Annotated in this window: 15 protein-coding genes; 4 read left to right on the top strand and 11 right to left on the bottom strand. The window is 33.1% G+C overall.

Annotated features, from left to right (window positions below; translation table 11 throughout):
• Positions 1-17 precede the first annotated feature (17 nt).
• The 3 genes from AC4BBX_RS10460 to AC4BBX_RS10450 all read right to left on the bottom strand — a co-directional run bounded on the left by AC4BBX_RS10460 (position 18) and on the right by AC4BBX_RS10450 (position 2,246).
• The gene (locus AC4BBX_RS10460; protein WP_490453770.1) at positions 18-1,037 is read right to left on the bottom strand and encodes a LacI family DNA-binding transcriptional regulator; all 1,020 of its coding nucleotides are present in this window, start codon (positions 1,035-1,037) and stop codon (positions 18-20) included.
• A 102-nt stretch (positions 1,038-1,139) separates the two neighbouring features.
• Complete coding sequence (locus tag AC4BBX_RS10455; RefSeq protein WP_490453769.1) at positions 1,140-1,532, bottom strand: hypothetical protein; 393 nt, start codon at positions 1,530-1,532, stop codon at positions 1,140-1,142.
• A gap of 102 nt (positions 1,533-1,634) precedes the next feature.
• Positions 1,635-2,246 (bottom strand): class I SAM-dependent methyltransferase, encoded by a 612-nt coding sequence (locus tag AC4BBX_RS10450; RefSeq protein ID WP_490455806.1) that lies wholly within the window; start codon positions 2,244-2,246, stop codon positions 1,635-1,637.
• Positions 2,247-2,911: 665 nt separating this feature from the next.
• Between AC4BBX_RS10450 and coaA the strand changes: the two genes are divergently transcribed.
• Positions 2,912-3,835, top strand: a complete 924-nt coding sequence (gene coaA / locus AC4BBX_RS10445) for a type I pantothenate kinase (protein WP_490453768.1) — start codon at positions 2,912-2,914, stop codon at positions 3,833-3,835.
• A 110-nt stretch (positions 3,836-3,945) separates the two neighbouring features.
• The gene (gene guaA, locus AC4BBX_RS10440) at positions 3,946-5,511 is read left to right on the top strand and encodes a glutamine-hydrolyzing GMP synthase (protein ID WP_490453767.1); all 1,566 of its coding nucleotides are present in this window, start codon (positions 3,946-3,948) and stop codon (positions 5,509-5,511) included.
• A 350-nt stretch (positions 5,512-5,861) separates the two neighbouring features.
• Here the strand turns inward: guaA and AC4BBX_RS10435 are convergent, their stop codons facing one another.
• Genes AC4BBX_RS10435 through AC4BBX_RS10420 form a run of 4 tightly spaced genes read right to left on the bottom strand, consistent with a single transcriptional unit; the run spans position 5,862 to position 9,539 of the window.
• Complete coding sequence (locus AC4BBX_RS10435; RefSeq protein WP_490453766.1) at positions 5,862-6,467, bottom strand: response regulator transcription factor; 606 nt, start codon at positions 6,465-6,467, stop codon at positions 5,862-5,864.
• Positions 6,464-8,464 carry a sensor histidine kinase gene (locus AC4BBX_RS10430; protein ID WP_490453765.1) on the bottom strand — a complete coding sequence of 667 codons (2,001 nt, stop codon included), beginning with the start codon at positions 8,462-8,464 and terminating at the stop codon, positions 6,464-6,466. Before AC4BBX_RS10430 ends, AC4BBX_RS10435 begins: the two co-directional genes overlap by 4 nt.
• 8 nt (positions 8,465-8,472) lie before the next feature.
• Positions 8,473-9,372 (bottom strand): class 1 isoprenoid biosynthesis enzyme, encoded by a 900-nt coding sequence (locus AC4BBX_RS10425; RefSeq protein WP_490453764.1) that lies wholly within the window; start codon positions 9,370-9,372, stop codon positions 8,473-8,475.
• Positions 9,369-9,539 (bottom strand): hypothetical protein, encoded by a 171-nt coding sequence (locus tag AC4BBX_RS10420; RefSeq protein WP_490453763.1) that lies wholly within the window; start codon positions 9,537-9,539, stop codon positions 9,369-9,371. The genes AC4BBX_RS10425 and AC4BBX_RS10420 overlap by 4 nt, the downstream gene beginning before the upstream one ends.
• Before the next feature lie 174 nt (positions 9,540-9,713).
• Between AC4BBX_RS10420 and AC4BBX_RS10415 the strand changes: the two genes are divergently transcribed.
• Positions 9,714-10,139, top strand: coding sequence for a DUF6568 family protein (locus AC4BBX_RS10415; RefSeq protein ID WP_490453762.1), 426 nt, complete (start codon positions 9,714-9,716; stop codon positions 10,137-10,139).
• A 115-nt stretch (positions 10,140-10,254) separates the two neighbouring features.
• Here the strand turns inward: AC4BBX_RS10415 and AC4BBX_RS10410 are convergent, their stop codons facing one another.
• The 4 genes from AC4BBX_RS10410 to AC4BBX_RS10395 all read right to left on the bottom strand — a co-directional run bounded on the left by AC4BBX_RS10410 (position 10,255) and on the right by AC4BBX_RS10395 (position 13,726).
• Complete coding sequence (locus tag AC4BBX_RS10410) at positions 10,255-11,568, bottom strand: IS3 family transposase (RefSeq protein ID WP_490453761.1); 1,314 nt, start codon at positions 11,566-11,568, stop codon at positions 10,255-10,257.
• 160 nt (positions 11,569-11,728) lie between these two features.
• On the bottom strand, positions 11,729-12,031 hold the full coding sequence (locus AC4BBX_RS10405; RefSeq protein ID WP_490453760.1) for a hypothetical protein: 303 nt from the start codon (positions 12,029-12,031) through the stop codon (positions 11,729-11,731).
• Between the two features lie 24 nt (positions 12,032-12,055).
• On the bottom strand, positions 12,056-12,697 hold the full coding sequence (locus AC4BBX_RS10400) for a hypothetical protein (protein ID WP_490453759.1): 642 nt from the start codon (positions 12,695-12,697) through the stop codon (positions 12,056-12,058).
• 168 nt (positions 12,698-12,865) lie between these two features.
• The gene (locus AC4BBX_RS10395; RefSeq protein ID WP_490453758.1) at positions 12,866-13,726 is read right to left on the bottom strand and encodes a helix-turn-helix domain-containing protein; all 861 of its coding nucleotides are present in this window, start codon (positions 13,724-13,726) and stop codon (positions 12,866-12,868) included.
• Between the two features lie 173 nt (positions 13,727-13,899).
• Between AC4BBX_RS10395 and AC4BBX_RS10390 the strand changes: the two genes are divergently transcribed.
• Positions 13,900-14,229, top strand: a complete 330-nt coding sequence (locus tag AC4BBX_RS10390) for a hypothetical protein (protein WP_490453757.1) — start codon at positions 13,900-13,902, stop codon at positions 14,227-14,229.
• The last annotated feature ends 21 nt before the right edge of the window (positions 14,230-14,250 follow it).

Below are 14,250 nucleotides of genomic sequence, written 5' to 3'. Positions count from 1 at the left end.
AATGTTTTTAGTTTTTTTCATCTTGCGTTTGTTATATCTTTCACGCTCTCACGAATTATTAATTTTGTGTCAAAAATTTTATTTGGGATTCTTCTCTCAGGAAACTCAATCGCATCAACTAAAAACTTCGCTGCAGTGAATCCAATATCAAAGGTTGGTTGTTCTACAGTCGTTAGCGAGGGAGTAATATACTCAGACAATTCTAATCCATCAAAACCGATAACAGAAATATCTTCAGGTACTTTTTTCCCTTGTTCCGAGATTGCTTGGTAACAACCGATAGCCATCGCATCATTCCCACAGAAAATCGCTGTGATATCTCGACTACGTAAAAGTTCTTTTGTCGCCTTGTATCCTCCCTCGATGGTTAAGTCTCCAGATACCACCCAATTACGTTTAAAAGGAATATCGGCATCTTTTAATGCATGGCGGTAACCATTGTAACGTTCTTCCAACTGATAGTAACCAGTACTTTCTTTTAACATACCAATATTTTGATGACCGTTATCTATCAAATGCTTGACAGCTCTGTAAGCTCCTTCGTATTCTTTCACGATTAAACGACCACTCTCCCGACGGTTAATTCCTCGATCAATAATAATAATCGGCATTTTTCGGAAAAAATCACTTTGGACAGAGTACTCTTCCGGTAATTGGTTAGGGGTTGCTAAAATAATGCCATCTACAGAACGATGGGACAATTTTTGCATTAATTGAATTTCTTTTTCCAAACTTTGTTGAGAATTACATAAAATTAACATATAGCCTAACGGATTCATGTAAGTTTCTGCTCCCTCAACTACTTTAGAAAAGAAAAAATCAGTCACATTCGGGATCACCATGCCAATCGTTTTTGAATGACGCGTAATCAAATTAGAGGCAAAAAAGTCTGGTTGATATTGATATTCACGGACAATATCCAACACACGTTTCCTTGTTGCATCACTGAAACGACTTCCTTTGTTGTTTAAAATTTGTGAAACAGTCGTTACTGAGACCCCTGCCATCTCCGCAATTTGTCGAATCGTTAATTTCACGACGCATCCTCCTTTTTCTGACATATTCACGTCCAGTGTATCAAATTTTTATCAAAAAACCTACTAGACATTTTTCCAGTAGTTTATCCATCTAATGACTAATCATTTAAACAAACGGATTTGCTGCTGTTTGATTACTAGAATATTTCCAACCACTTGAATACTTCCTAAACCAAAGAAAAGCACATGTAAGAAAACCACTTCTTTTAAAATCAAACACTGAATCACAATCCATAAAACTAAAATGATTCCCATTAAAAAACTATAATAGTTCGCAAAGCCAAAAGTTTTTTTCAGCAGATAAAAACCAAGCAAATTACCCAAACCGATCACAATAAATAAAAACAGTCCTGGAATTAGAAAATTATCAAAAAATCCATTTAACGTTTCCGGTGAAATCCCCATTGGTGACTGTGGATTTAAGATTGCTGCCAAACCACCCATTAATGCGCCAAAACCTATCAACAAATGTAACCCCATCAATAACTTATTCATCTTATGAACGATCCTCGTCTAATTTTTTTGAACGACTTTTTTTGAGATTATTATACTCCAATCCTTAATTAAATAATATAGACAATCAAAAAAAGACAGATTTTACAATCCATCTTCCTTTACACTTTGAATAATATAGTAGCCTTTATCTTTCTTGATAATCTCTGCATTACCAAAAGCTTCCAGCATCTTTTTTTGTGCGCTAGGGGCCCCTTGTTTTTTCTGAATCACAATCGTTAATGTCCCACCAGTTTTTAGTCTTGGAGCAGCTTCCGTTAAAATTTCATGCACGACTTGTTTTCCTGCGCGAATTGGTGGATTACTTAAAATAGCTGCATATTCTTCATGATGCATATTTTCATAAATATAAGAAACATGAATATCGACATTTTCGACTTGATTACGTTGGGCATTGCGTTTAGCTAAATCAACTGCCCGTTCATTGACATCCACCATTTCAATTTCTCGGCCACTGGCAGAAGCTATCGATAACCCAATCGGTCCGTAACCACAGCCCAAATCTAAAATTGGTCCTTCTGGCAAATCTTCCCACTCAAATGCATCAATTAATACACGAGAACCATAGTCCACTGTATCTCTAGAAAAAACGCCACTGTCTGTTACGAAATGGAAATTTTTTCCTTTTAGTTCAAAGTTCCATTCTTCGTAATCGTGGGCAGTATCTGGTTTTTGACTATAATAATGATTACTCATCTGTTCAACCTCATTTTGTTTAATTTTATCCATCTATCTCTTCTAGATGTTCGTCTCTTTCATCATACCGAAAAAACACAGCTTGTAAACTATCTTTTCTTTTTTATCAGTATGTACAGTGTGAATTATATGAATATAGAAGCTTCCTGAACAAAGCTCCGAAAGATGTCCTTGTTGTGCGAGATCGCCACGAGCCTCTTATGAGTCTCTTAGGCTGCTGACGTTCAAACTCTGTCTAAGTGCGACACGCACAAGACAGACTAATTCATTCAGCTCTTTGACACACGACAAGGATATCTTCTCCGTTTGTTCCTACAGCTTCTTGCTACAAATACTTTCCTTGTAAATTCAAAAGAAGAGGAATTTCAAAAACTGAAAGTTCCTTTGGGAGAAAACGTACTCATCGCCATCAAAAGATGAGGATGAATTACAAGTGTTGCAAGTAGTGATTCCCTACTTACTATACTTTGTTTGAACGCCGAAAGCTTTGAGACTTCTAAAAGAAGGCTCAGAGCGGTCTCTGGCAATGAGTATCTTTTTCGGACAGATGGACTGAAAGTTTTTATGTTTCTATTCTAGAAGAATTTTGCTTTTTTCACGGCTTCATCTGTAAGCACTTTGCTTTTTGTGTTACACTATTTTCGAGTAATTAAAGGAGGTTTCCTATGAAGGAACAGATAAATTACTATCAAATTCCTCGGGAAGAATGGCAAGGTTCCTACACACGAGAACATATGCCATTAACACAAGAAGAATTAGATAATATTAAAAGTTTAAATGACCGCATTTCTATGCAAGATGTAGAAGATGTTTATATCCCTTTGTGTCATATGATTCATCTTTATATGAAAGAGTACGAATCATTGACTTTAAGCAAGGGGCTTTTTTTACATCGTTATATTAAAGTCCCTCCATTTATTATTGGGATTGCCGGAAGCGTGGCGGTCGGTAAAAGTACCACTGCTCGCCTGGTTCAAACGCTACTTTCTCGTTTATTTCCAAGGCGAAATGTTCAATTGATTACCACGGATGGGTTTTTGCATCCCAATCATGTCCTACAAGAACGTGGTATTATGGACCGCAAAGGATTTCCAGAAAGCTATGACATGGAGCGCTTAATTCTTTTTTTAAACCAAGTAAAATCTGGGAATAAAGAAATTGTAATCCCTACCTACTCCCATGACGTGTATGACATCGTTGAAGGAGAGTACCAAACGATTTCGCAGCCTGATATTTTGATTGTTGAAGGAATTAACGTTCTACAACTTCCTGCCAATCAACAAATCTACGTCAGTGATTTCTTTGATTTTTCTATTTTTGTTGATGCAGATCCACAGCTGATTGAAGCTTGGTATTTAGAACGCTTTGAATCACTTTTAGATACGGCTTTTCAAGATCCTAGTAACTATTACTACAAGTTTGCGATTGGTGATCGCCAAGAAGCAATCGAAATGGCACAATCTGTCTGGAAAAATGTCAATTTAAAAAATTTAACGGAATACATCTTGCCTACTAAAGGGCGAGCTGATATTATTTTGCATAAGACAAAAAAACACGTCATTGACCACGTTTTCTTGAGAAAATATTGATTGATAGACCCTTGTTTTTGCAAATTCTCCACGCCTCCTTTATGATAGAGGCAATCAAATTTGTTTGAAAAAATTTTTTTATAAATTAAAAAGAATAGAGGTAATTTATTGTGACAAACGTTGACCACATGCCGAACGTTGAAAAAATCATCGTCCTTGATTACGGTAGCCAATACAATCAACTGATTACACGCCGTATTCGTGAATTCGGAGTTTTTTCAGAATTGATGAGCCACCGCATCACGGCTGAAGAAGTGAAAGCCATCAATCCTAAAGGAATCATTCTTTCTGGAGGACCAAATAGTGTTTATGACGCTGAATCTTTCGGAATTGATGAAAAAATCTTTGAATTGGGGATTCCTGTTTTAGGTATTTGTTACGGAATGCAACTAATCACTTACAAGCTAGGTGGAAAAGTGGAGCCTGCGAAAAACAAAGAATATGGGAAAGCTGAATTAGAAATTATCGATAAAGCTGCTCATTTGTTTACCAGTACTCCTGAAAAACAAACCGTTTGGATGAGCCATGGAGACTTAGTGACTCAAGCTCCCGAAGGATTTGAAACAGTTGCCACAAGTAAAGATTGTCCAATCGCTTCTATTCAAAATACAGAACGCCAAATGTATGGTGTTCAATTCCATCCGGAAGTTCGTCATTCTGAATATGGCAATGATTTATTGCGTCACTTTGCTTTAGATGTTTGTCAATGTAAAGCTGACTGGAGCATGGAAAACTTCATCGAAATGAAAATTGAAGAAATCCGTCAAACAGTTGGGGAGAAAAAAGTCTTGCTAGGTTTATCTGGTGGCGTGGATTCTTCCGTTGTGGGTGTCTTAATACAAAAAGCTATTGGTGACCAACTAACTTGTATCTTCGTTGACCACGGACTATTGCGTAAAGGCGAAGCGGAACAAGTAATGGAAATGTTGGGTGGTCAATTTGGTTTGAACATCATCAAAGTGGATGCTCGTGACCGTTTCTTATCTAAATTAGCTGGTGTTTCCGACCCAGAAGAAAAACGTAAAATCATTGGGAATGAATTTGTTTACCTATTTGACGATGAAGCGACGAAAATTGCCAGTGATGGTAGTGTGGCCTTCTTAGCTCAAGGAACGCTTTATACAGATATTATTGAGTCTGGTACTGAAACAGCTCAAACAATTAAATCTCACCATAACGTTGGTGGATTACCAGAAGATATGCAGTTTTCTCTAATCGAGCCTTTAGATACTTTATTTAAAGATGAAGTTCGTGCATTAGGAACTGAACTAGGAATGCCTGATTCCATCGTATGGCGTCAACCTTTCCCTGGACCAGGTCTTGGAATCCGTGTTCTTGGTGAAATTACAGAAGAAAAATTAGAAGTCGTTCGCGACTCAGATGCTATCTTGCGTGAAGAAATCGCTGCAGCTGGTTTGGATCGTGACATCTGGCAATACTTCACTGTTTTACCAGGTATCCGTTCAGTTGGTGTAATGGGCGATGGTCGTACTTATGACTATACAGTGGGTATCCGTGCGGTAACTTCTATTGATGGAATGACTGCTGACTTTGCTCGTATTCCATGGGAAGTATTGCAAAAAATCTCTGTTCGTATCGTAAATGAAGTCGCACACGTAAATCGCATCGTGTATGATATTACAAGTAAACCACCTGCAACTGTGGAGTGGGAATAAAGAGCCAACATAATATAGATGGGGAATACCGATATATCAACGTTTAACAACATGTATAAATACCAATTATGATTAAAAAGTAGGTGGTTTCCTACTTTTTTCCCTACTACAATTAATCAAAACCTAACACAAAAAGAGCCGATAATTTCATTACTTGAATTATCGGCTCTTTAACTTGATAACTATCTCTTTCATTTAGAACAAACGATACCGCTCAAACAATGTTCTCAGCTACTTTTAGAAAACCAACTAAACGTAAATTCAGTGAAATTTACATTTAATAGATAAAACACCTAATTGGTTTAACTAATTTTAATAAAAAACAAGTTTTAACTTTCAAATCAACTTAATTATTGATTATTATTGTTCTCAAATAATGAAATAATGCCCATTTTTATTCCTTCAGCTATTGCTTCAATACTGGTATTAACATTTAGTTTTTCGTGTATTGATTGAACTTGATTATTAACTGTGCGTCGGCTAACCTTTAATTCTAAGGCAATATGTTGTTGCGTGTATCCTTGACTCAACAATATCAAAATTTTCTTTTCCTGTTCACTTAATTTTGATTTTTCACTTTCAAAACCAGTCATCTCTGATCCAACGATTTTTTCAATAGAATAAATCAATTCCTCAGCGTTGATTGTTTTATTTAAAAAGCCATCTGCATTCATTTTTTTTGCTTTTAATCGATATTCGGGCAAATCAAACCCTGTCAAAAAAACCAAAGGAATTGTAGGATATAAAAGTTTAATTTTTTTACCAACCGATAAGCCACTTTCATTTTGAAGATTAATATCTAACAATATGATATCTATTTCCAATGAACTCAAAATAGTTTCAACTTTAGAGGTATCTGATTGAATCAGGACATGATAATTTTCGTTCTTATTTTCTAAAACAAGTTTTAAACTGTAAGAAAATAATTCGTGGTCGTCTATAATTAATATTTTCATTTATCAGATCCACTCACCTTCGGTAGTTCGATTTCAATTCTAGAAAATTGATTTTTCTTACTAAAAATACTCAAATTTCCATTTTTAAAATCTACTTCTTGTTTCATTTTTAGTAAACCCATGTGTTTAAAGTAAAAATCATCTTGGTTTTCAATTTTATCCATATCAAATCCTATACCATTGTCATAAACTGTTAAATAATAAAATTCATTTTTCATCGTTAGCGTAATTTCACATCGATTAGCTTTAGAATGCTTAATCATATTTGTTACCAATTCTTTAATAGTGGAATATAAGAAATACTTATCTTTTAATTCAGAAACGTCATCAACGTCAATATGAACATCAAAGTAAATATTATTAGGATAAAAGGTAGTTTTTAATCTACTAATTAGCTGGAAAATTGCTTCTTGAATTGATATCTCATATAAAAACGACGGGAAAATTTCTGTCATTTCATTTCTAAGTGAATAAACTATTTCGTTAAATGTTTTATTAACTATATTTTCAATTTCTGTAGAACCATTCATTACTGAAACTATATTTTTTAGTGCTAAAATAGATTGTAAAACATCATCGTGTAAATACTTAGCAAGTTTTTCTTTCGCGTCAAGTTCTAGATCTAACTGTTTCAAGTATGTCTCTCTCTCTATTTTAGATAACCTATTTTTTCGATAAAAGTTTTGTTTTTCAAATAATTGATTAGTATTGTATAGTGTTCTACCAGCCGGTTGAACTGCTTTATTTAGTACACTTAACAATTTATTGGAAACAGTCGATGAATCAAATAAGAAGTAAAAATTACAAATATTTTTGTTATCTCTTTTAAATGGCAAAATGAATAAAGTTTCTTGCTCTTTAAAAGTTTTAATTTCAATATTCTTTTTTACATAAATGTACTGTTCGTTTTTTAGAGAAATACTTTTTAATCTCTCATCCTTCTGAATAAAGTATGGTTGAGTAGAATCCATCCATAATATTGCCATTGAAAGTATAGAAAATTTTTCATAGAACAGATTGGCCAAAAGTTCTGCTACGTTTTCAAAACGCATATTTGAAAAAACATCCATTTCTATTTTTAATTTCATATCGTCTCTTGGTGTTAATAATTGTAAAAACTTTTTTTCCTTTTTTTTCTCCTTTAATGAAGTGATGATGTGTTGACCTAAAATATACACACACGCAAATGAGACAATTAAATACAAAGCTATAATAAAATCAATAAAAGGAATCTTAGAAAGAATTAAAACTACATAGCATGAAAAGAAAAAGACAATATTAGAAAACAATTGAGCTTGATGAAATTTATTTTTATGTAAGCCAATTTTTTGTTCTAAAAGAAAAATAACACTTGACGGAAATATAATAATAAATAGGTAAATAAACAAATAAGTGTAATGAGGGACATCTATTTGTAGGAGATATAATGGAATTAGATTGAAAGCTAAATACGGAAGTATCGAAATGGATAACATCATTGATACGTATAAGACAATCATTCTATATCTATCTTCAGTCAATTCTTTATAATAAATATAGTAAATGGAGCCTATACAATAAAGTAATGTAATTACCACCATCACTGCATGGACAGTGTTATAGTCAAAGAAAAGATAACTTCCCAAAGTAGCTATTCCTAAAAACAATTGAATATAGATTACTTCCTTTAATATAGCTATAGACACTTTATTGAACATACTAAAAAAGCTTAATAATATTAGTGTCGGAAAAACTACGAATAATACATTACCCAAAATAGTATTAAGTTTACTGTTTACAGTAAACAACGTCAATATCCATCCTGTTAGCATTAATAAATGAACAACGTTATAAATTGAATGGTGTTTCTCTAGGTTCTTATCGGCATAGATACTGAGAAAAAATAAAAATGTAGTTAAAATAGGAGCAATCATTTCTTCTTGTGTAACAATCATATCTTTTTCTAAAACTAAAAAAAATGTATAAAAAATTATGTTTAACATTATTGGATACTTCATAACTAACCTCAATCATTTAAGTTTAAGTATTGAATCAATTCAGAAGTATACCTACTTGATTTAGGGAATAGATTATACAATTGGTCTCGTGAATTAACTCGATACTCATTTCTTATATATCTACTATACTCTATCGCACCAGAATTGCTAATAATTTTTCTAATATTTTCTGGATTTATAGATTCTCTTTCAAAAAAAAATCTTACTAAAAGATCCAACTCATCACTATTTACTGCTTGAAAAGATTTTATGATTGGCAACGTTGCTTTGTTTTGTAAAATATCCGATATTTTTCTAGAATATATATTTTCTATGTCATTTTCTATCTGATTGTATATAGCAAAAGAACTTGAAAAATTTATTTTTTGTAGAAATGTTGCTTCCAGAGCAAGCTGAACAACAGCATTTACTAAATAAATAGATTTACCAACTCCCTCAGAAAAATATTCTAATTCTGGATAATTCCTTTCAATATGATTTGTTAAGTCTAAAAACTGATACGCTAAACTTAATAACAAATTTTCTTCGAAAACTGTTGCAATTCCAACATCTAAGTTGTGTATTATTGAATCTAATATGGTATACATAGCTTCTTTACAAATTAATACTTCCTGTATTGTATTTTCCAAGAAAGAACTATCACCATCCATTAGATCATCTAATATATCAGTACATATGATAAATATTTCAATCTTAGATGCTAAAACCCAATCATTATAATCTAAACTCTTTTTTTTAATTAAACGAATATACAGAAAAAAAATTCCCCAGAAAAATTTACCTTTGAATTTTTTTTCAAGGTATTTATTCAAGAGAATTTTCAATTCGTCTCTGTTTAAAAATAGTGTATTAAAATTTTTTCGAACAATATTTTTGAAAATCTCTAAGCTTATTTCAGTATTTTTCATTTATCTGTCCAAGTTGTTACAAAGTTTGTCTCTTGATTAAACGAGTCTTTTAATTTTTTATACTCGCTAAACGATATAATATTTTCCAATTCTTCAAAAGATACATTTTCTCTTTTTAAATTAACGATTCTCTCCAATACACTGTCTCTTTTAATTGTCCCTTCCATTGTCACACCTCGTTTCTTTAATATGGTTTCATTTTATCAGATAGCGATTGTGCAATATATAGGTATTTTGTGCAAAAAAGAAAATATATGTTGCTTAATTTATTGCACTAAATACCTATGGAAATTTCACATGAGAAATTTTATATTAAAAAAAGAATTGGAGGAGGAATATCAATGTTAAATAAACTTTTAGTTCCTATTTTAATAGGGGGATTTATGTTGAGTGGTTGTGGTGTAAAAAAAAATGATCCAGAATCATATCATGAATACGTGTCATACTTTGAAAATTTAACTATAGACAGTTTAACAAAAAAAATTGAGAATAATCAATCATTTACTGTTTACATTGGAAGAGATGATTGTCCTTATTGTCAAATATTTGTCCCAAAGTTGTATGAAGCTATGAACTCAGTTAATGCAGAAATTCTATATCTTGATACTAATAAAGAGACCAATGTAAAAGCTCTTAGTGATTTCACTCAAGAATATAATATACTCTATGTACCAAGTTTACTAAAATTCGAATATAGCAAAATGAATGCTTTAGAAATCGATAGTGAAAATATTACTATAGAAGAAATCGAACTTTTTCTACAGTAATAAGTAATAAACTTACCTTATGTTCCTGTATTATAAAAAAGAGAAACCTCACGAAATCAATACGTTGTAAAATGGACCCTAAGTCAAGGACACTTCAAAAAGAAACCAATAATTTTTAGGCAGCTATTAGCTGGTACCGGTAATCAATCGGTGCCAGCTTTTTCAAATTCCATTGTCCACGATCATTATTATAGTAATCCATATAATCGTCTATTAAGGATTGAACTTCTTTATAAGATTGACAATTATCAAAATCACATTCGTCTTTCATATGACCGAAAAAGGATTCTTGCGGGGCATTATCCCAACAGTTTCCTCGTCTGCTCATCGATTGAGTAATTCCAAAAGATTTCATCAATTTTTGAAATTTTGGACTTGTGTAGTGGGAACCTTGGTCTGAATGAATCAATACTTCTGAATCTAAACGATGCCCATGTTTCTCAACTAATTGTGTCATTGTGTTCAATACAAAATCTATTTTTAAATTATTTGAAAGTTGGTAAGCCAAGATTTCATTTGTTTGTGCATCTTTAACGGTCGACAAATAAGCCATAGCTTGATTTCCATAGGGAAGGTAGGTGATATCTGTCAGTAAAACTTTTCCTGCTATACCAGGTTTGAAAGCTCGTTTAAGTTTATTTTCTACAACACTATGCTCTTTCGTAGCTTTGGCTAGTCTTCGATAAGGATTTGCTTTTCTAACAGATGAAAGTAGCCCAAACTTACGACAGATTCGTTGAACACACTTTCGATTCATGATAATTCCAAATGTGTTTTTGAGTGTCATCACAATGGATCGCGTGCCTTTGTCTTTCGAACGAAAGGCAAGTGCTTGTTCAATTGTTTTTTTGAGTACCAATTCTCGATGCTGTTTCTGTACGTTAAAACTACGCTTCTTATAGGCATAGTAACCACTACGAGAGACACCTGCTAAGCGACAAAATAAACTGATGGAGCGACTAGATTTCTTAGAAAGTTCTTCGATGAGCGAAAAGGTAAGTTCTGCTGTTAACTTATTGGTTCGATTTCCTTTTTCGCTCAGCTCTAACTTTTTTATGAAATCTAATTCTCCTTTTAAATAAAGATTTTCTGCTTCTAATTTTGCAATTTGTTCTTCAGGAGTTAATGTTCGTTTTAATGGACGTCCGCTCTTTACTTTTCTAGTATCTCGTAATCCTAAAGTCCCATCATTTTTTACAGCTTTCTTCCAACGAAAAGTGGCTGTTTTGATACGCTCTGTACCGAGTACTTGAACATCAAATCCTGCTTCTTCAAAAATACGTGAAGGTGATTTTCCCAATTCATATTCTTCAATAAATTTCATTTTAAAATCAACAGAATAGGTAATTGCTTTTGAACTCGCAGTGACTACATTTGGATTGGCAAGTAAGATTTCAAGTTGTTCTGGTGTAAAATACTTTACAGTCATCTAGTCATTCCTCCAGTCATTTATTATCTTAAGTGTACACAAAAACAGACCTATAGGTAAGGTGTTTTTTTCAAACTGTCCTTATCTATGGGTCCATTTTATTGAATACGGATTCCCTGAAGTTTCTTCTTTTAATGATCTTTTGTTAAATCTTTTGATTTTAGAAACTATTCTGTATCCATACAATCAGAAAAAACAGCCCTAATGCGATAACCATAGTCACCACGATGTTAATTACAATTACAACAATTCCCTCAGTCATTTTCATAGATTTGAAAGACTTGCCATTCATAAAATAATAAGTCAATGGTGTTCCTAAACCAACACCAATTACAGAACAGAGAAGTGATATATAGTCCAGTCTTCCCGTAAATATTGATCTAATAATTGGGACTAAAACAACCACCGACATTATTGACCACAAAATTTGTTTGAAGCTTATTTCAGCTTTCTTTATTTTCAAAAGTCTAGCCTCCCCTATCATTAATTAACATTTACTTGATACATAAGACCAACCTAATGTGTTAATAGCCCAAACTACTCCAGCTGCAATTGGACCACCTAAAGCAGCAGCCACAGCTTGATAAATTGCACCTACACCACCGCCTGCAACCCCAACAAGAATACTACATAGTGTACTTTTTTGATCAGGTGTTAATGCAAAAGTAGAGACCGTTCCTTCATCAGTATAAACATCCACAGATTCTCCATCCTCCGTCACATCTAAATAAATCTCTTCCCCATCTTCGTTGGTAAATACTGCAGATTCAACCGTTGTATCGTCTTTCATTGTTAATTCTAAACTTGTGTTTCCTTCTTCACTTACTTGCACTAAACCATAAATCGAATCAGTCGTTTTTTCGTAATAAATAAAATCTGATTCTTCCACAGAAATAATTTCATAGCTAACATCAAATCCTTGATCGGTTAAATCAGCTACAGTTTCATCTACAAATGAATTAGTTTCAATCAGTTCATCAAAGAAACCCTTTGATTGCACTGAAACTTCCGGAAGAGTTTCTTCAGATTCCACTTTAGTATCTGATTTTTCATTAGCAAAAGTAGATACGGGTTGTGTCACTACTGTTAATCCTAACACTGATACTGCAAATAAAGCTAATTTTTTCATATTACCCACCTCTTTAAATTGATTAATTCGAATCGATTCAAAATAGAATAATTAATTATTATAAGATAATATTAACGCTCATAATCAATTTTTAAAATAGGTATTTAGTGCAACTTTATCTAATTGAAATTTTTTCAGTACAACAGCTTTAAACAAAAATTCTTTTTTTCACTTTTCAAACCAATCATAAAAGTCATTCTCATCTTTTTCAGCATATAACTCAATCAATGCCGGGCGAATGGATTGGAGAATTTCGACCAATTCTTTTCCGCCAAAAAAAGTAGAAAAGCCTTTTTGAGTCAAGGCTTTAGAAAGCAACCGGATAATATCTTCCGTTTCTTCATTATCATCCAAAATATCAATGAGCTTCCCCACTAAAAATCCATCATTATACTTAATATCCTCTTCCACTTCTACTTGTTCGAGCATATTCTGCACAATCTGTAAAATTCGTCGATCCCCATACTTCAGCGGTTCAATATCCCAGACATAATCAAATGCTTTCTGTGCAACTAAAATCGTTAGTTCTTCTTTTTTAGCTGGGTTTAACGCCTTAAAACGATCGAGGTTTTCCACTTCTTTTTTGGTTAATTGAGTGATGGAATTCTTCATAATTTTATAGGCAATATCCGCAAAACAATCGTCCACAAACTCTTCCGCTGGATAACCCACCTCATTTTCCCAGCCAAGATTTTTAAAATCATCCGTATAAAAGATGGTTTTAATCTCTTCAATCACTTCTGGATGGTCGTTTAACAGTTCCCCTTCTCCTCTTAAGGTCAGATATTGTGTTAAATACTCTTCAATGGTTCCGAAATAAAACCAGCCAATGGATTTATCGCTGATTTTGGCGACCTTTTTAATTACATTTAAAGGTGCCAGATTATAGCCTTGTACATAGGAGCTGACCGTTGGCTTTTTTAATCCCAGACGATTTCCAAAATCTGAAAAAGAGAGATTCAGTTGCTCTTTGACTTGCTTCAGCCGATTTCCTACCTCTTGCTTATCTGGTTGTAACATTCCAAACATTTGAGAGTTCCTCCTGTCATTTTTTCTCTATTATACCACTCGTATATCTATTCGTATACATTTTTTGTAAAAATTATTGACATCGTATATTTTTTCGTATATTATATAAAATGTAGAGGCCACTACACTAGTGTCAATCGTTGCTCTCATACGAAAAACAAGGAGGAATGTGCATGAGCATCAAAATCAGTGATTTTACTTTACCCAAAGAAAAATTAGAAAAAGAATATCAGGTAGTAAATGTTAGTCGTTGGCAAAAAGATGGAGAAATGTTGGGTTGGAGTTATGAATGTATCTTACCTAAACTAAGATTTGAAAAAATTATGGTTAAAGTTGACAGCGAATTTCCGGTCATCTCAAAGGAAGATTTAGAAAAAAAGGGCATTGCGACGATTACCTTCAACGGTTTAGAGCTTAGACCCTGGGGCAGAGCTAATGGAAACTTTGTAAATTATGGTCTCTCTGCCTTTGCTGATTCTGCTACTTTGATGACTGAGAAATGAAACAATCCTACTTTACCGCTC

Source organism: Enterococcus sp. AMC1157, assembly GCF_058216555.1.
Note: the sequence above shows the minus strand (reverse complement) of the source record. Positions and strands in the feature narration are given on the sequence as shown.

Bases quoted from the DNA above. Each gene is read 5' to 3' on its own strand.
- AC4BBX_RS10455 (WP_490453769.1), bottom strand. From the start codon at position 1,532: ATGAATAAGTTATTGATGGGGTTACATTTGTTGATAGGTTTTGGCGCA.
- AC4BBX_RS10450 (WP_490455806.1), bottom strand. From the start codon at position 2,246: ATGAGTAATCATTATTATAGTCAAAAACCAGATACTGCCCACGATTAC.
- coaA (WP_490453768.1), top strand. From the start codon at position 2,912: ATGAAGGAACAGATAAATTACTATCAAATTCCTCGGGAAGAATGGCAA.
- AC4BBX_RS10435 (WP_490453766.1), bottom strand. From the start codon at position 6,467: ATGAAAATATTAATTATAGACGACCACGAATTATTTTCTTACAGTTTA.
- AC4BBX_RS10430 (WP_490453765.1), bottom strand. From the start codon at position 8,464: ATGAAGTATCCAATAATGTTAAACATAATTTTTTATACATTTTTTTTA.
- AC4BBX_RS10425 (WP_490453764.1), bottom strand. From the start codon at position 9,372: ATGAAAAATACTGAAATAAGCTTAGAGATTTTCAAAAATATTGTTCGA.
- AC4BBX_RS10420 (WP_490453763.1), bottom strand. From the start codon at position 9,539: ATGGAAGGGACAATTAAAAGAGACAGTGTATTGGAGAGAATCGTTAAT.
- AC4BBX_RS10415 (WP_490453762.1), top strand. From the start codon at position 9,714: ATGTTAAATAAACTTTTAGTTCCTATTTTAATAGGGGGATTTATGTTG.
- AC4BBX_RS10410 (WP_490453761.1), bottom strand. From the start codon at position 11,568: ATGACTGTAAAGTATTTTACACCAGAACAACTTGAAATCTTACTTGCC.
- AC4BBX_RS10400 (WP_490453759.1), bottom strand. From the start codon at position 12,697: ATGAAAAAATTAGCTTTATTTGCAGTATCAGTGTTAGGATTAACAGTA.
- AC4BBX_RS10395 (WP_490453758.1), bottom strand. From the start codon at position 13,726: ATGTTTGGAATGTTACAACCAGATAAGCAAGAGGTAGGAAATCGGCTG.
- AC4BBX_RS10390 (WP_490453757.1), top strand. From the start codon at position 13,900: ATGAGCATCAAAATCAGTGATTTTACTTTACCCAAAGAAAAATTAGAA.